This is a genomic window from Ruegeria sp. H9, assembly GCF_056532915.1.
The window spans coordinates 1,349,387-1,365,239 of record NZ_JBQFNX010000001.1; the positions used below are offsets into that span (position 1 = coordinate 1,349,387).

The 15,853-nt window shown below is 57.1% G+C and carries 15 protein-coding genes; 12 read left to right on the forward strand and 3 right to left on the reverse strand.

Annotated elements, in window-relative coordinates; genetic code table 11:
• Window positions 1-29: 29 nt before the first annotated feature.
• The 3 genes from ACR0CZ_RS06445 to ACR0CZ_RS06455 all read left to right on the forward strand — a co-directional run bounded on the left by ACR0CZ_RS06445 (window position 30) and on the right by ACR0CZ_RS06455 (window position 3,490).
• Entirely contained in the window at window positions 30-560 is a 531-nt protein-coding gene (locus tag ACR0CZ_RS06445; protein WP_170392457.1) for a gamma-glutamylcyclotransferase, read from the forward strand.
• Window positions 561-628: 68 nt separating this feature from the next.
• A complete protein-coding gene (locus tag ACR0CZ_RS06450; RefSeq protein WP_170392455.1) occupies window positions 629-1,807 on the forward strand; it encodes a biopolymer transporter ExbB in 1,179 nt (392 codons plus the stop codon).
• A gap of 3 nt (window positions 1,808-1,810) precedes the next feature.
• Window positions 1,811-3,490 (forward strand): peptidoglycan -binding protein, encoded by a 1,680-nt coding sequence (locus tag ACR0CZ_RS06455; RefSeq protein ID WP_170392453.1) that lies wholly within the window; start codon window positions 1,811-1,813, stop codon window positions 3,488-3,490.
• 87 nt (window positions 3,491-3,577) lie between these two features.
• Here the strand turns inward: ACR0CZ_RS06455 and clpA are convergent, their stop codons facing one another.
• Both clpA and gloB read right to left on the reverse strand, forming a co-directional pair.
• Window positions 3,578-5,902: an ATP-dependent Clp protease ATP-binding subunit ClpA gene (clpA, locus tag ACR0CZ_RS06460; protein ID WP_170392451.1), complete on the reverse strand. Its 2,325-nt coding sequence runs from the start codon at window positions 5,900-5,902 to the stop codon at window positions 3,578-3,580.
• 174 nt (window positions 5,903-6,076) lie between these two features.
• On the reverse strand, window positions 6,077-6,844 hold the full coding sequence (gene gloB / locus ACR0CZ_RS06465; RefSeq protein WP_170392449.1) for a hydroxyacylglutathione hydrolase: 768 nt from the start codon (window positions 6,842-6,844) through the stop codon (window positions 6,077-6,079).
• Between the two features lie 61 nt (window positions 6,845-6,905).
• Here gloB and ACR0CZ_RS06470 point away from each other — a divergent pair, with 61 nt between their 5' ends.
• The 8 genes from ACR0CZ_RS06470 to ACR0CZ_RS06505 all read left to right on the forward strand — a co-directional run bounded on the left by ACR0CZ_RS06470 (window position 6,906) and on the right by ACR0CZ_RS06505 (window position 14,068).
• Window positions 6,906-7,640, forward strand: coding sequence for a methyltransferase domain-containing protein (locus tag ACR0CZ_RS06470; RefSeq protein WP_170392447.1), 735 nt, complete (start codon window positions 6,906-6,908; stop codon window positions 7,638-7,640).
• Between the two features lie 302 nt (window positions 7,641-7,942).
• The gene (locus tag ACR0CZ_RS06475; protein ID WP_170392445.1) at window positions 7,943-8,503 is read left to right on the forward strand and encodes a F0F1 ATP synthase subunit delta; all 561 of its coding nucleotides are present in this window, start codon (window positions 7,943-7,945) and stop codon (window positions 8,501-8,503) included.
• Window positions 8,504-10,042, forward strand: a complete 1,539-nt coding sequence (atpA, locus tag ACR0CZ_RS06480; protein ID WP_170392443.1) for a F0F1 ATP synthase subunit alpha — start codon at window positions 8,504-8,506, stop codon at window positions 10,040-10,042. It begins immediately after the preceding gene.
• A gap of 15 nt (window positions 10,043-10,057) precedes the next feature.
• Window positions 10,058-10,936 (forward strand): F0F1 ATP synthase subunit gamma, encoded by an 879-nt coding sequence (locus ACR0CZ_RS06485; RefSeq protein WP_170392441.1) that lies wholly within the window; start codon window positions 10,058-10,060, stop codon window positions 10,934-10,936.
• 20 nt (window positions 10,937-10,956) lie between these two features.
• The gene (gene atpD / locus ACR0CZ_RS06490) at window positions 10,957-12,381 is read left to right on the forward strand and encodes a F0F1 ATP synthase subunit beta (RefSeq protein WP_039537698.1); all 1,425 of its coding nucleotides are present in this window, start codon (window positions 10,957-10,959) and stop codon (window positions 12,379-12,381) included.
• A gap of 12 nt (window positions 12,382-12,393) precedes the next feature.
• Entirely contained in the window at window positions 12,394-12,804 is a 411-nt protein-coding gene (locus ACR0CZ_RS06495) for a F0F1 ATP synthase subunit epsilon (protein WP_170392439.1), read from the forward strand.
• 117 nt (window positions 12,805-12,921) lie between these two features.
• On the forward strand, window positions 12,922-13,272 hold the full coding sequence (locus tag ACR0CZ_RS06500; protein ID WP_170392437.1) for an H-type lectin domain-containing protein: 351 nt from the start codon (window positions 12,922-12,924) through the stop codon (window positions 13,270-13,272).
• A 103-nt stretch (window positions 13,273-13,375) separates the two neighbouring features.
• Window positions 13,376-14,068, forward strand: a complete 693-nt coding sequence (locus tag ACR0CZ_RS06505) for a nitroreductase family protein (RefSeq protein WP_170392435.1) — start codon at window positions 13,376-13,378, stop codon at window positions 14,066-14,068.
• A gap of 51 nt (window positions 14,069-14,119) precedes the next feature.
• On the opposite strand, the gene ACR0CZ_RS06510 is transcribed toward ACR0CZ_RS06505, so the two are convergent.
• Window positions 14,120-15,139 carry a ribose-phosphate pyrophosphokinase gene (locus tag ACR0CZ_RS06510; protein WP_170392433.1) on the reverse strand — a complete coding sequence of 340 codons (1,020 nt, stop codon included), beginning with the start codon at window positions 15,137-15,139 and terminating at the stop codon, window positions 14,120-14,122.
• 108 nt (window positions 15,140-15,247) lie between these two features.
• Between ACR0CZ_RS06510 and ACR0CZ_RS06515 the strand changes: the two genes are divergently transcribed.
• Window positions 15,248-15,847, forward strand: coding sequence for a 2-hydroxychromene-2-carboxylate isomerase (locus ACR0CZ_RS06515; protein WP_170392431.1), 600 nt, complete (start codon window positions 15,248-15,250; stop codon window positions 15,845-15,847).
• The last annotated feature ends 6 nt before the right edge of the window (window positions 15,848-15,853 follow it).

A 15,853-nucleotide genomic window follows, 5' to 3' on the forward strand; every position in this document is an offset into this window, starting at 1 on the left:
ATAGGGCCAAACGGGCAAGGACCAGTGCAATGACGATGTGGGTATTCGGATATGGATCGCTGCTGTGGAACCCGGGCTTTCCGGTGGCACGCAGCGAACGCGCTAAGTTGCACGGATATGCGCGGTCGTTTTGCATGCGCTCTATCCACCATCGCGGCACGGAAGAAGACCCCGGTTTGGTATTGGCGCTGGACGAACAGCCAGACGCGCATTGCACTGGATTGGCGCTTGCTGTCGAGGCAGGTCACGAAGAGCGCACTTTGGCTGAATTGCGTGAGCGTGAGCTGATCTCGTCAGCCTATCTGGAGCGGATGCTGGACGTGCATCTGGACTGCGGGCAGATCGTAAATGCAGTGACTTACGTCATCGATGCTCACCACGTTCAGTATTGCGGCGGTCTTCCATTGGAAGAGCAGGCTCAGATCATCGCCCACGCGGTTGGCGGACGTGGGCCAAATACCGAATATCTCTACAATACTGCCTCGCACTTGACCGAGATCGGACTGCACGACCCTGATCTTGAGTGGTTGTCGCAACGGGTGCGGACAATCAGCGCATAAACTCTTGGCGTCACGGGGCGAACTTCGATAGGTTCAGCCCAGAGCAGACAATACCAGGAGCCACGCGCATGGCGCAGGCACAACAGGGCGTGAGACCACATTTCTCACAACCGATCCGTCAGATTTTGATGATGCTGATCGCAATAGGGCTGTCAGGACTTGGCGTGTTCATGGCGTTGCCATATGTACTGCCGGTTATTCAGGCCAATCTGTATCTTAACGGGTTCATTTTGCTGGTCTTTGTCATCGGTGTCGCTGCCTGTTTTCTGCAGGTCACACAGCTGATCGGATCGGTTCGTTGGATCGAAGCCTTTGCCGGAGGGGTCGAACGTGACGATGTGCGCCCGCCGCAACTGCTTGCCCCACTGGCGTCGTTGTTGAGGGAACGCGGGGCGCGGTCTCAGATCAGCTCTAGCTCTACCCGATCGATCCTCGATTCCGTCGCCGAACGGGTCGAAGAAGAGCGCGAGATCACCCGCTACATCACCAACGTGCTGATCTACCTTGGCCTACTGGGGACATTTTTTGGTTTGGCCACCACTGTCCCCGCCATCGTTGATACGATCCGCAGCCTGAACCCGCAGGAAGGTGAAGAAGGTCTGGCCGTTTTCAACCGTCTGATGACCGGATTGGAAGCGCAGCTGCAGGGCATGGGCGTTGCTTTTGGGTCATCATTGCTGGGTCTGGCCGGATCCTTGATCGTCGGTTTGCTGGAACTATTCGCGGGCCATGGCCAGAACCGGTTCTATCGCGAATTGGAAGAATGGTTGTCCTCAATCACCCGCGTTGGCTTTGCTGCGGGCGATGAGGGCGGCGCGGAACTGGCCGTGCTGACCCCAGTACTGGACGCCATGTCTGAACAAATGGATGCACTGCAGGACATGTTCTCGGCGCAAGAAGTTGATCGCACGAACGTCTCGACCAAACTGGGACATTTGGTCGATGTCATCGGGGAAATGAACCAGCGGCAGGCCCAGACCGAAGGCGTAACGGCTGCGCTTGAACGTGTGGCGCTGGGGCAGGACGCTTTGTTGGATCACATGCGCGAACATGGCGCGGGCGAGGGGATCGATGCGGAAAGCCGCATGCGCCTGCGGTCGATGGATGTTCAGTTGCTGCGTATACTCGAAGAAATCTCCGCTGGTCGTCAGGACAGCATGAACGAACTGCGCAAGGATTTTGAGCTGCTGGTCAAAGCGTTGACTTTGCCACGGGGCGCCGTACGTACCCCCCCGGAAGGAGAGTAACCCATGGCGCTGTCCCGCCGCACAGGTCAACGGTTTTCGGGCTCGGTCTGGCCCGGCTTCGTGGATGCGATGACGGGATTGTTGATGGTGCTGACCTTTGTGCTGACCATCTTCATGGTCGTGCAATTTGTGCTGCGCGAAACCATTTCAGGTCAAGAGGATGAACTGACTGCGCTGTCCGACGAAATCGCCGCTCTGGCCGGGGCGCTGGGGCTGGAAGAGCGGGAAAACAGCCGTCTTCAAGCGCGTCTTGGGAACTTGAATGCAACGCTTAATCAGGTCGAAGACGATCTGGCGCAGGCACAAACCCGCATAACCGACTTTGAAGCACAGGTCGCGGCTTTGCTGGCTGATCAGGCGCGTGCGCAGGGGGATATCGCCGCGCTAGAAACGCAACGCGATGAGTTGCTAAATGAACAAGATGCCTTGAATTTGGCACTTGCTCAAAGCAGACAAGAAATCGACGCACAGGCCGAAGCCGCCCGCCTTGCCGCGGCTCGACGCGAAGCACTTGAAGCTCTCGTCGCCGAACTTGAAACCAGCGAAGATGCACAGGCAGCTCAGATATCCGAGCTAGAACAGCAACTGACCGAGGAAGAGGCCGCGCGCCTGGCCGAAGCCGCCGCTGCTGAGGCGTTGCGTGATCGTCTGCAGAATGCAGATGCCGAACTGACGGCAATGACCTTGGCGCTGGAAGCACAGCGAAAGGAAGCCGAGGACACTCTGACTTTGCTGGCTGCGGCACAGGCTGCCAAGGCAGAGCTTGAGCGCCAGTTTGGTGAGATCAATGCCGAAGAACTGAGGGCACAATTGCAAGCCGCATTGGATGCCCAAACCCAGGCGCAAGCAAATGCAGCCGAACAGAGGTCGCTGGCCGAAGAGCGCGCGGCGCTGCTGGCGCTCGCCCGAGAGGCGCTTGCATCGGAACAGGAAATCTCGACCGAAGCGCAACGTCAGACCGCGCTGCTTAATCAGCAGATGGCAGCCCTGCGCAGCCAGTTGGGATCGCTGCAGGCTTTGTTAGACGATTACGAAGAACGTAATACCGCCGCCGAGATCCAGATACAGACGCTGGGCCAGGATCTGAATGCCGCTCTAGCGCGCGCAGCCTCGGAAGAACGCCGTCGCCGACTGCTGGAAGAGGCTGAACGTATTCGGCTGGAAGCCGAGGCCGAGAAACTGGCGGGCCAAAATCAGGAACTAGCCGCACAGGCCGAGGATTTGCAGCGCTATCGCTCGGAATTCTTCGGGCGACTGCGCGATGTGCTGGGTGATCAGGATGGTGTGCGCATTGAGGGCGACCGCTTCGTGTTCTCGTCGGAGGTGCTGTTTGCCACCGGGTCCGCAAACCTGTCCGCGGAAGGCCGTCAGGAGGTTGCCAAAGTTGCCAATATCCTGCGAAGCGTTGCCGCCGAAATACCCGAGGGGCTGAACTGGGTCATCCGTGTCGATGGGCATACCGATAATGTGCCACTTGCAGGCAGCGGACGATATCGCGACAACTGGGAGCTCAGCCAGGGTCGTGCCCTTTCTGTGGTGCGCTACATGGTTGACGCACTGGGCATTCCACCTGATCGCTTGGCGGCAAACGGGTTCGGAGAATTCCAGCCTGTTAATCCCGCCGACACACCCGAAGCGCGCGCCCAGAATCGTCGGATCGAGTTGAAGCTGACAGAGCGATAAGGCTGGTACGAACCAACTTGGATTACCTGCCAAAAATGAAAAACGCCCACCGAAAAGGTGGGCGTTTTTCGTTATAGAAGCCGTGGGTTAGTCCGCTGTCAAAAGCGGGGGCTTGTCGCCCGGAATGCGGGGCTGATCGGGGCCCAGGATTTCCAGGTTCAGCTCGCCCTTCTTCATCGAGATACGGACCACGCCGCCTTTGGCCAGTTTGCCGAATAGCAGTTCCTCGGCGAGAGGTTTCTTGATGTGCTCCTGAATGACACGGCCTAGAGGACGCGCACCCATCTTGTCATCATAGCCCTTGTCGGCCAGCCATTCGGCGGCACGCGGTGTCAGATCGATGGTTACGCCACGATCCAGCAACTGTGCTTCCAGCTGCAGGACAAACTTCTCAACGACCTGCAAAATGACCTCTTTCGGCAGCGGCGCGAATGAGATCACGGCGTCCAGGCGGTTGCGGAACTCCGGCGTGAACATACGTTCGATCGCTGCGGTATCCTCACCTTCGCGCCGGTCGCGGCCAAAGCCGATGGCGGCTTTCGCCTGCTCCTGCGCACCTGCGTTCGATGTCATGATCAGGACCACGTTGCGGAAATTCACCGTCCGGCCATTGTGGTCGGTCAGCTCGCCGTGGTCCATCACCTGCAACAGAATGTTGAACACGTCCGGGTGTGCTTTTTCAATTTCATCCAACAGCAATACGCAATGCGGATGCTGGTCGACACCATCGGTCAGCAAACCACCCTGATCAAATCCCACATATCCCGGAGGCGCACCGATCAGGCGACTGACTGCGTGTTTCTCCATGTATTCCGACATGTCGAAACGCAGCAGTTCAACACCAAGCGTGTCGGCCAACTGTTTCGCCACCTCTGTTTTGCCAACACCGGTGGGGCCAGCGAACAGATAGTTGCCGATGGGTTTTTCTGGCTCACGCAGACCGGCGCGCGCCAGTTTGATCGCACTGGACAGCGCTTCGATCGCTTCATCCTGACCAAACACCACGCGTTTCAGCGAGGTTTCGAGATCTTTCAGAACCTCGGCATCATCCTTGGTGACGTTCTTGGGTGGGATACGCGCAATCTTGGCAACCACCGCCTCGATCTCTTTGACGCCGATGGTCTTGCGACGTTTGCTTTCGGCCAGCAGGTGCTGCGCTGCCCCGGCCTCATCGATCACGTCGATGGCCTTGTCGGGCAGTTTGCGGTCGTTGATATAGCGCGCCGACAATTCGACAGCTGTCTTGATCGCGTCGGCAGTATATTTGATCGAGTGATGCTCTTCGAAATATGGTTTCAGACCGCGCAGAATTTTGACACTGTCCTCGACCGACGGCTCGTTCACGTCGATTTTCTGGAATCGGCGGCTCAGCGCGCGGTCTTTTTCGAAATGCTGACGGAACTCTTTATACGTGGTCGAGCCCATGGTGCGCAGTTTGCCACCCTGAAGCGCTGGCTTCAGCAGGTTCGACGCATCCATCGCTCCGCCCGAGGTTGCACCCGCTCCGATCACAGTGTGAATCTCGTCGATGAAGAGAACTGCATCAGGGTGCTCTTCCAATTCGGTCACAACCGCTTTCAGACGCTCTTCGAAATCGCCGCGATAGCGAGTTCCCGCAAGCAGGGCACCCATATCGAGCGAGTAGATGGTGGTTTCCGACAACACGTCCGGGGCCTCGCCCGCAACGATCTTATGCGCCAGACCTTCGGCGATGGCGGTTTTGCCGACACCGGGGTCACCTACCAGCAACGGGTTGTTCTTGCGCCGGCGACACAGCACCTGAATACAGCGTTCAACCTCGTCCGAGCGTCCGATCAGCGGATCTACATCACCGGCGCGTGATTTGGCGTTCAGATCAACGCAATATTTGCCAAGCGCACTTTCTTTTTGCTCGGCGTCACCAGATGTCGTCTGAGCCTCTTCTTCGGCTTCATCAGCACCCGTTACAGGACGATTCTCTCCATAGGCCGGGTCTTTGGCCACACCATGTGCGATGAAGTTTACCGCGTCATAACGGGTCATGTCCTGCTCTTGCAGGAAATAGGCTGCGTTGCTTTCACGTTCGGCGAAGATGGCCACCAATACATTGGCCCCGGTCACCTCTGTGCGGCCAGAGCTTTGAACGTGGATCGCGGCGCGCTGAATGACACGCTGGAAGGCTGCAGTCGGTACTGCTTCTGACCCGTCGATATCAGTGACGAGGTTTGACAGATCTTCGTCGATGAATTCGACCAAGGTGCTGCGTAACTCGTCCAGATCGACGCTGCACGCTTTCATGACGCGCACCGCATCGGGTTCTTCCAACAGCGCCAGGAGCAGATGCTCTAGCGTTGCGAATTCATGTCGCCGTTCATTCGCCGCCGCAAGGGCCGCGTGGATGGCTTGTTCAAGTGTGCTCGAGAATGAAGGCACGCGGGTGCTCCTCTGTATTGGGCCGGAAGGGGGCGGGCTGCAGGCCGGATCCCCATCCCAACCATGTCCTCATACTATTAGAGTTTGGTTGATCCCGCCCCGGCTTCAAGGGTTTTCTTTCACTTGACAGTCACATTTGTTGTGACCGTGGCCGTGATTGGGGCTTGAAACGGGTTAAAAGCTGTCTTTTTGGGCTCGAATTTCGGCGAATACGGACACGGGATCAGAGTTTTCCATGCCCAGATGGGCCTGAATCGCCGGATCAGTGGCCCTTAGAAACGGATTTGTCGCCTTTTCCAGGCCTAAAAGCGAAGGCACAGTGGGTTCTCCGGCAGCGCGGGCGCGATTAATATCGGCCACGCGGTCAAGCAAGGCTGGGTTGTCGGGATCGATGGTCAGGGCGAACTTGGCGTTTGCCTGTGTGTATTCGTGGCCTGAGCACACGATTGTTTCATCGGGCAGGGCCGCCAACTTGCTGAGAGAGGCCCACATTTGCGCAGGCGTGCCCTCGAACAATCGCCCACATCCCAGCGCCATCAGGCTGTCAGCGGTGAATACAACGCCAGTTTGGCGCATGTAGAATGCAATGTGCCCAATTGTGTGCCCGGACACATCAAGAACCTCGACCGGCTCACCGCCGACATAAAAAGTGTCACCTTCAACCACCGCCTGATCGAGTTTTGGCAACCGATGCTCATCTGCTTTTGCGCCGATCACACGCGCGGGCTGTTTCGCCAGAATGTCGCCCAGCCCGTCCACATGATCCCAATGATGATGGGTCAGCAACACATGGCTTAGCTGCCAGCCGCGCGAATCCAGTTCGGCCAGAATCGGAGCTGCCTCTGGCGCATCGATCAAGGCAGTCTCACCGCTGGCCGGATCATGGGCGAGAAAGGCGTAATTATCGCTGAGGCAAGGAATGGTAACGATCTCAAGAGGCATGGCCTTTTGCCCTTTCATTGCTAGACTGCGCCCAGCTAAGCCGATTGACCGGGTGTCCGCAATGCATCTTGATGTGCAGGATCTGAGGAATTTCTACTATCGCAGCACCCTGGGTCGCGCGGCCCAGGCAGCGATCCGTGGTCGGTTGGTGGATCTTTGGCCCGAAGCCAAGGGGCAAACTGTGGTCGGATTTGGTTTTGCCGTACCTTTATTGCGGCCTTACCTCAAAGATGCGCGCCGTGTGATTGGTCTTATGCCTGGTCCGCAGGGTGTAATGCCATGGCCTGCGGGGATGCCCAATGTTTCCGTTCTGACCGAAGAGACGATGTGGCCAATCGAAACTGGCCATGTGGATAAACTGGTGGTGATGCATGGTTTGGAAAATTCAAACCGACCCAGCCAATTGCTGGAAGAATGCTGGCGCGTTCTGGGGCCCGGAGGGCGTGTGCTATTTGTCGTACCGAACCGGGCCGGGCTTTGGTCGCGCTCAGACCGGACGCCGTTTGGCTTTGGGCAGCCCTATTCAACTACCCAGTTGGAAAACCAATTGCGCGCGCACCACTTCGTCCCTGAAAACCATTGCTCGGCGCTTTACCTGCCGCCTTCGTTCCGTAGGTTCTGGCTAAAATCGGGCAGCCTGATCGAGAAGACTGGGCAACGCATCCCAACCGTCATGGCCGGAGGTGTGCTTATGGTTGAGGCCAGTAAACTCATTCGCCCGCCTAGCGGAAGCGTTACCAAAGACACAGCGAAGCGCCCAATCAAAGCGTTGGATGGTTTGTTAAAGCCTGCATGACAGTCCGGCGCATTTTGAACGGAAAAAATGCGGGAAAAAGGTCACAGGAATCGCAAAAACCTGCATATTCGTAACATTTTTCAACTGCCCCAATCGGTCCAAAGGGTCGCAGTTGGGTTAAGTGTATGAAAAATAATAATTTGTGGATAAAACTGTTACCGCTATAGCGTATTGCTTGGTTGGAACACCTCTGCTACATCCCCGGTGATTTTGATCCCCGCCCTAAATGGACGGGGTTTCCTCACGCCCCAAGGTAGCGGCCGCTACTCAAAATCGGGGCCTCAAATATCGGAAGGGTGGACGTGTCCGAACCAGCTTCGATTTCCACTGGCATCGCCGAGCGCTATGCCACCGCGATCTTCGAGATCGCAAAAGAGAATAATGACCTTGCAGGTCTGGAAACCGGAATCAACGATCTGGCAGCAGCATTGGGTGACAGCGCTGAATTGCGCGACCTGATCGCATCGCCTTTGGTTTCGCGCGCCGAACAGGAAAGCGCAATCACCGCTGTTGCGGACAAGATGGGCCTGCATGCCATCCTGCGCAATACGCTGGGTTTGATGGCGCAGAAACGTCGTCTGTTCGTTGTACCGCAACTGGTGCAGGTTCTGCGCGACATGCTGGCTGACGAGCGTGGCGAGGTGACCGCCGATGTCGCCTCGGCCAAGGCGCTCACCAAGACCCAAATGGATAAACTGTCCAAGACGCTGTCCGAGCGTGTGGGCAAGACCGTGACAATCAATGCGACCGTTGATGAAAGCCTCATCGGCGGTCTTGTCGTTAAAGTGGGCTCGAAAATGATCGATAGCTCGATCCGTTCGAAGCTGAACTCCCTACAGAATGCAATGAAAGAGGTCGGATAAATGGGAATCCAAGCTGCAGAGATTTCTGCAATCCTGAAGGACCAGATCAAGAATTTTGGTCAGGAAGCCGAAGTGGCCGAGATCGGCCGCGTGCTGAGCGTCGGTGACGGGATTGCCCGTGTATACGGCCTGGACAATGTGCAAGCCGGTGAGATGGTCGAATTCCCCGGCGGCATCATGGGTATGGCGCTGAACCTGGAAAGCGACAACGTCGGTGTTGTTATCTTCGGTTCCGACCGTGACATCAAAGAAGGCGACACTGTTAAGCGCACCAACTCGATCGTGGACGTTCCGATCGGTGACGAGCTGCTGGGCCGCGTTGTTGACGGTCTGGGCAACCCGCTGGACGGCAAAGGCCCGATCAACGCTACCAAGCGTGGCGTTGCAGACGTTAAAGCGCCGGGCATCATTCCGCGTAAATCGGTTCACGAGCCGATGGCAACCGGCCTGAAATCGGTTGACGCAATGATCCCGATTGGCCGTGGCCAGCGTGAGCTGATCATTGGTGACCGTCAGACCGGTAAAACCGCCGTTGCTCTGGACGCGATCCTGAACCAGAAAGTTTACAACGACGCAGCAGGCGACGACGAGTCGAAGAAGCTGTACTGCGTGTACGTTGCGATCGGTCAGAAGCGTTCGACCGTTGCTCAGCTGGTGAAGAAACTGGAAGAGTCCGGCGCGATCGACTACTCGATCGTTGTGGCGGCAACCGCGTCCGACCCGGCACCGATGCAGTTCCTTGCACCTTACGCCGCAACTGCGATGGCCGAATACTTCCGTGACAATGGCCGCCACGCGCTGATCATCTATGATGACCTGTCGAAGCAGGCTGTGTCCTATCGTCAGATGTCGCTGCTGCTGCGCCGTCCGCCCGGACGTGAAGCCTATCCTGGCGACGTTTTCTACCTCCACTCGCGTCTGTTGGAACGTTCGGCAAAGCTGAACGAAGACTTCGGTGCGGGCTCGCTGACCGCTCTGCCGGTTATCGAAACTCAAGGTGGTGACGTTTCGGCGTTTATTCCGACCAACGTGATCTCGATCACCGACGGCCAGATCTTCCTGGAAACCGAACTGTTCTACCAGGGCATCCGTCCTGCTGTGAACACCGGTCTGTCAGTTTCGCGTGTGGGCTCCTCGGCTCAGACCAACTCGATGAAGTCGGTTGCCGGTCCGGTTAAGCTGGAACTGGCTCAGTACCGCGAAATGGCTGCGTTTGCGCAGTTCGGTTCCGACCTCGACGCCGCGACCCAGCAGTTGCTGAACCGTGGTGCGCGTCTGACCGAGCTGATGAAACAGCCGCAGTACTCGCCGCTGACCAACGCCGAAATCGTCTGCGTTATCTTCGCCGGTACCAACGGTTACCTCGATAAGATCGACGTGTCCGATGTTGGCCGTTACGAAGCCGGCCTGCTGGCGCACCTGCGTGGCAAGCACGCAGATCTGCTTCAGTGGATCACGGACGAAGATCCCAAGATCAAGGGTGACGCTTCCGACAAGATCAAGGCTGCGCTGGACGAATACGCCGCAACCTTCGCTTAAGGGAGAGGCGGGCATATGCCAAATCTTAAGGACCTTAAAAACAGGATCGAGTCGGTCAAATCGACCCGCAAGATCACCAAGGCCATGCAGATGGTCGCGGCCGCAAAACTGCGTCGCGCCCAGGAATCTGCCGAAGCCTCGCGTCCCTATGCCGAGCGGTTCAATGCCGTGATGGCAGGGCTGGCGGCTTCGGTCGGGGGCAGCGACAGCGCCCCCAAGCTGCTCCGTGGCACGGGCAGTGATGATGTCCATCTGCTGGTTGTCATGACAGCTGAACGCGGCCTGTGTGGCGGCTTCAACTCGAACATCGCCAAACTCGCTCGCCAAAAGGCGGACGAGTTGCGCGCCAAAGGCAAGACGGTCAAGGTTTTGACCGTCGGCAAAAAAGGCCGCGACGCGCTCAAGCGAGATTTTAGCGATCTGTTCGTTGGACATATCGACCTGAGCGAGGTCAAGCGTCTGGGGTATTCCAACGCGCAAGACATCGCCAAGGACGTCCTGTCTCGTTTCGACGGGGGTGAGTTCGACGTTGCCACGATCTTCTACTCGAAGTTCGTCAACGTTGTGACCCAGATCCCGACGGCACAGCAGGTCATCCCCGCCTCGTTCGAAGACGAAGCGACGGGTGACGACAGCGGTGCGGTATTCGACTACGAGCCCAGCGAAGAGGCCATCCTGGCCGACCTGCTGCCCAAGGGGGTTGCCACCGCGATCTTCTCGGCTCTGCTCGAAAACGGAGCGTCTGAACAGGGTGCACGGATGTCCGCAATGGACAACGCGACACGCAACGCGGGTGAGATGATCGACAAGCTGACGATCCAGTTCAACCGCTCGCGTCAGGCCGTGATCACCAACGAGCTGATTGAAATTATTTCCGGCGCCGAAGCGCTGTAGAGACCTACCGGAGACGAAACATGGCGAATGCAAAAGGCAAAGTCACACAGATCATCGGGGCCGTCGTCGACGTGCACTTCGAAGATCAGCTGCCTGAAATTCTGAACGCGCTGGAAACCACCAACAACGGCAAGCGCCTGGTGTTGGAAGTTGCCCAGCACCTGGGTGAAAACACCGTCCGTACCATCGCGATGGACGCGACCGAGGGTCTGGTCCGCGGCGAAGCCGTGACCGACACTGGCGCACCGATCTCGGTTCCGGTTGGTAACGCCACTCTGGGCCGCATCCTGAACGTGGTTGGCGAGCCGATCGACGAAAAAGGCCCGGTTGAAGCAACCGAAGCCCGTGCGATCCACCAGCCCGCACCGACTTTTGACGAACAGTCGACCGAGTCGGAAGTTCTGGTAACCGGCATCAAGGTTGTTGACCTGCTGGCCCCATACGCCAAAGGCGGTAAGATCGGCCTGTTCGGCGGCGCCGGCGTTGGTAAAACCGTTCTGATCATGGAACTGATCAACAACATCGCAAAAGTGCACTCGGGCTTCTCGGTGTTCGCGGGTGTTGGTGAACGGACCCGTGAAGGCAACGACCTGTACCACGAGATGATCGAATCGAACGTTATTAAACCGGACAACCTGTCGGAATCGCAGGTGGCCCTGGTTTACGGTCAGATGAACGAACCTCCGGGTGCGCGTGCGCGTGTTGCTCTGACCGGTCTGACCCTGGCCGAGCAGTTCCGCGACCAGTCCGGTACTGACGTTCTGTTCTTCGTCGACAACATCTTCCGCTTCACGCAGGCGGGTTCCGAGGTTTCGGCTCTGCTGGGTCGTATTCCTTCGGCGGTGGGCTACCAGCCGACCCTGGCCACCGACATGGGTGCCCTGCAGGAACGCATCACCTCGACCAAGTCGGGCTCGATCACCTCGGTTCAGGCGATCTACGTGCCTGCGGACGACCTTACCGACCCTGCGCCGGCAACCTCGTTTGCGCACTTGGACGCGACCACCGTTCTTAACCGTGCGATCTCGGAAAAGGGTATCTACCCTGCGGTTGACCCGCTCGACTCGACCTCGCGTCTGCTCGACCCGGCCATCGTTGGTGAAGAGCACTACAAGGTTGCGACCGACGTTCAGCAAATCCTTCAGCGCTACAAGTCGCTGCAGGACATCATCGCCATCCTCGGCATGGACGAACTGTCGGAAGAGGACAAACTGACCGTGGCACGTGCCCGTAAGATCGAGCGCTTCCTGTCGCAGCCGTTCGACGTGGCCGAAGTCTTCACCGGTTCGCCGGGCGTTCAGGTTCCTCTGGATGTGACCATCGCGTCGTTCAAAGCGGTTGTCGCTGGCGAATACGATCACCTGCCCGAAGCGGCCTTCCTGATGGTTGGCGGCATCGAAGAAGTGATCGCCAAAGCGGAGAAGATGGCCGCAGAAGCCGCCTAAGGAGTATCCCTGATGGCAAACACGATGCAATTCGACCTCGTCAGCCCTGAGCGGAGCCTTGCTTCGCTTAGCGCGACGGCGGTCCAGATTCCCGGCGCGGACGGGGACATGACAGCAATGCCCGATCATGCCCCCACAATTACAACTCTGCGCCCGGGCATCCTGAAGGTCGAAGCACCCGAAGGCTCCAGCGAATACCTGGTCACCGGCGGGTTTGCTCAGATCAATGGTGATGGCCTGTCGGTTCTGGCCGAAAAAGCCATCCCAGTTGCCGAAGTAACACGTTCGCATCTGGACGATCTGATCGCTGACGCCCGCGCCTCGCACGAGGCAGCCAAGGCCGGTGACGATCAGACCATCGTCGACGATGCTGCAAAGTTGCTGGCTGACATGGAAGCTCTAGGAACGCATATGAGCCTGTAAGGGTTCATGACATTCTGATCACTTGGAACGGCCCCGTATCCGCGGGGCCGTTTTTTTGTCGTGATTTTGCCATTCGCTGAAGTTAAGCTGCAGGAATTGAACAATAAAAGACGATAGATGAAAAAGTTTCAAACCCATCCCATCGGCATTGATCAGGGCGAGGAGGTCTTGTTTTCCGATTTCGCCGATGGTGGCGTGATGTGGACTGGTGAGGGCCCGCGTGAGCGTCGCGTAAGCATCCGTTTTTCAGAAGTGTTCCGCTCTGTGCCAATCGTCCAGATAGGCGTGGTGCTTTGGGATGTGGATACGTCCTCCGCTTTGCGCGCTGAAGTTCAGGCCGAAGATATAACGCCGGTAGGATTCAATGCGGTGTTTCGCACCTGGTCTGATACGCGTATCGCCAGAATTCGGGTGAACTGGACCGCAATTGGAGATGTTTCGCATGAAGACGATTGGGACATTTCGTGAAGCAGGCCTGTTCGTGAGATAAGATTGCGCACCTTCGCGCGTCGTCCCATAAAGAAGACTGGCCACCCCAAATAGCGGCTAACGCAACCGGAGGATCTTACAGGTGTTTGCACGAGATCATATCGAATACGAGGCCCTGGACCTTCCGGATCGTATGGACTTGTCTGATGAAGAAATGCTGGCCGAAGCGCGAGCGTTCTACGACAAGATGAAACGCCGCCATACCGTGCGTGACTATTCGGACCGGCCCGTCGAGCGCACGGTCATCGAAGAGTGCATTCGCGCAGCCGGAACAGCGCCCTCAGGAGCCAATCATCAGCCCTGGCACTTTGTGGCAATCTCGAACCCTGAGATGAAGCGCCGTATTCGGGAAGAAGCGGAAGCTGAAGAGCGCAGGTTTTATGAAGGCGGTGCCGGGGATGAATGGCTGAAGGCGCTTGAACCAATCGGGACTAACGATCAGAAGCCGCATCTGGAAGACGCACCGTGGCTGATAGTGATTTTCGCCCAACGTTGGGGTCATTTCGCTGATGGAGATCGGTTCAAAAACTACTACGTGCCTGAAAGCACGGGCATTGCCACGGGCTTTTTGTTGACGGCGCTGCACCATGCAGGGCTGGTATCGCTGACCCACACACCCAACCCGATGAAATTCCTGAATAAACTGCTAAACCGCCCTGATCATGAAAAGCCTATTATGATCGTAGCTGTAGGCCACCCGCAAGACGACGCGAAGGTGCCAAAAGTTGCAAAGATGAAAAAACCGTTGGAAGAAATCATGACGGTCGCCGAATAGGCAGGCCGTCATGAATTCAGACATTATCTATGGTAGTCAGCAGTTTTTCGATCAATCCATATGATAAAGTGACTCGTAGATCGGCGTCAGTGTCTTGTCTTCGAACAGCGATGATACACTTGTGCCGTTCCAAATGTTCAGGATCGCCTGCGTAAAGATCGGCGCGGTGGGTACGATGCGGATGTTGGCGGCCTTGTTGATCTCGGCCGTAGGCTGGATCGTGTCCGATAGGACCAGAGATTTCATCACCGAATTGGTCACACGTTCAACCGCCGGTCCACTCATGACACCGTGGGTGATGTAAGAGTGTACTTCCTTGGCGCCGTTATCCATCAGCACCTGGGCAGCTTTGCACAGAGTGCCAGCGGTATCGCAAATGTCATCGACAATCAGGCAGATTTTGTCTTTCACGTCACCAATGACCGTCATCTCGGCCACTTCGCCTGCCTTTTCGCGGCGTTTGTCAACGATCGAAAGGGGCGCATTGATGCGTTTGGCCAATTCACGGGCACGTGCAACACCGCCGACATCCGGCGAGACCACCATCAGGTCGTCCATCTGATCCTTGAATTGTTTCTTCACATCCAGGGCAAAGATCGGAGAGGCATATAGGTTGTCCACCGGCATGTCGAAAAAGCCCTGAATCTGGGCTGCGTGCAGATCCATGGTTAGAATCCGTTCGATACCCGCACCAGTCAGCATGTTTGCCACCAGCTTGGCGCTGATTGGTGTGCGCGCCTTGGTGCGGCGGTCCTGACGGGCGTACCCGAAATACGGAATGACAGCGGTGATCCGGGCTGCGGATGAACGGCGCAGCGCATCTGCGATGATCAGCAGCTCCATCAGATTGTCATTGGCGGGGTTCGAGGTTGGTTGAACGATAAACATATCCTCACCACGTACATTCTCGAAAACCTCGACGAAAATCTCTCCGTCGTTGAACCGTTCGACCCGAGCATCGACCAGCCCCTGGTCAACGCCGCGATGCAGGCTCATGCGACGTGCAATGGTTTCGGCAAGCGGAAGATTGGCGTTCCCAGCGATAAGCTTGGGTTCGTGAAGTGTCGGCATCGGCTGATTTTCCCCGGGCAGCAGTGGCAATGTGACAGATTCGTGATGTTGACACCGCTTAGCATGGGTCTACCGTCCCGCAAAGATAACGCAGCGGAGAAAGTGAACATGGCCCAGATTGACTACTTTTTTGCGACACTCTCGCCCTATTCCTATCTGGCGGGAATGCGCCTTGAAGAGATCGCGGCAAAACACGGTGCGACGATCAACTATAAACCATTGGATATTGTTGCCCTGTTCGGCCGGACAGGTGGAACGCCACCAAAAGATCGTCATATCTCTCGCATCGAATATCGCGCGCAGGAACTGGTGCGCCAAGCGCGCAATCTGGATATGCCGTTGAACCTGCAGCCTGCGCACTGGCCGACGAACATGGCACCGTCCTCTTACGCTGTGATCGCAGCAGTACAGGATGGATCAGGTGATGTGGGTAAACTTTGCCATTCCTTCTTGCGTGCCTGCTGGGCAGAAGAAAAGGACATCTCTGATGATGGCGTGATCCGGGATTGCTTGGAAAAGGCAGGATTTAATCCAAATCTAGCTGATAGTGGCCTGTTGGTAGGTGCGGAAACCTACGCCGCAAATCTGGAAGAAGCCGTGGACCGGGGTGTTTTCGGGGCACCATTTTACATCACACCGGACGATCAGAGGTTCTGGGGACAGGACCGTCTTGATGATCTGGACAAGCATCTGGCTGAGATGAAATAGCCGGGG

Excerpts from the sequence above, each read along its gene's own strand:
- ACR0CZ_RS06445 (WP_170392457.1), top strand. The coding sequence starts at position 30 with ATGACGATGTGGGTATTCGGATATGGATCGCTGCTGTGGAACCCGGGC.
- ACR0CZ_RS06450 (WP_170392455.1), top strand. The coding sequence starts at position 629 with ATGGCGCAGGCACAACAGGGCGTGAGACCACATTTCTCACAACCGATC.
- ACR0CZ_RS06455 (WP_170392453.1), top strand. The coding sequence starts at position 1,811 with ATGGCGCTGTCCCGCCGCACAGGTCAACGGTTTTCGGGCTCGGTCTGG.
- gloB (WP_170392449.1), bottom strand. The coding sequence starts at position 6,844 with ATGCCTCTTGAGATCGTTACCATTCCTTGCCTCAGCGATAATTACGCC.
- ACR0CZ_RS06470 (WP_170392447.1), top strand. The coding sequence starts at position 6,906 with ATGCATCTTGATGTGCAGGATCTGAGGAATTTCTACTATCGCAGCACC.
- atpA (WP_170392443.1), top strand. The coding sequence starts at position 8,504 with ATGGGAATCCAAGCTGCAGAGATTTCTGCAATCCTGAAGGACCAGATC.
- ACR0CZ_RS06485 (WP_170392441.1), top strand. The coding sequence starts at position 10,058 with ATGCCAAATCTTAAGGACCTTAAAAACAGGATCGAGTCGGTCAAATCG.
- atpD (WP_039537698.1), top strand. The coding sequence starts at position 10,957 with ATGGCGAATGCAAAAGGCAAAGTCACACAGATCATCGGGGCCGTCGTC.
- ACR0CZ_RS06495 (WP_170392439.1), top strand. The coding sequence starts at position 12,394 with ATGGCAAACACGATGCAATTCGACCTCGTCAGCCCTGAGCGGAGCCTT.
- ACR0CZ_RS06500 (WP_170392437.1), top strand. The coding sequence starts at position 12,922 with ATGAAAAAGTTTCAAACCCATCCCATCGGCATTGATCAGGGCGAGGAG.
- ACR0CZ_RS06510 (WP_170392433.1), bottom strand. The coding sequence starts at position 15,139 with ATGCCGACACTTCACGAACCCAAGCTTATCGCTGGGAACGCCAATCTT.
- ACR0CZ_RS06515 (WP_170392431.1), top strand. The coding sequence starts at position 15,248 with ATGGCCCAGATTGACTACTTTTTTGCGACACTCTCGCCCTATTCCTAT.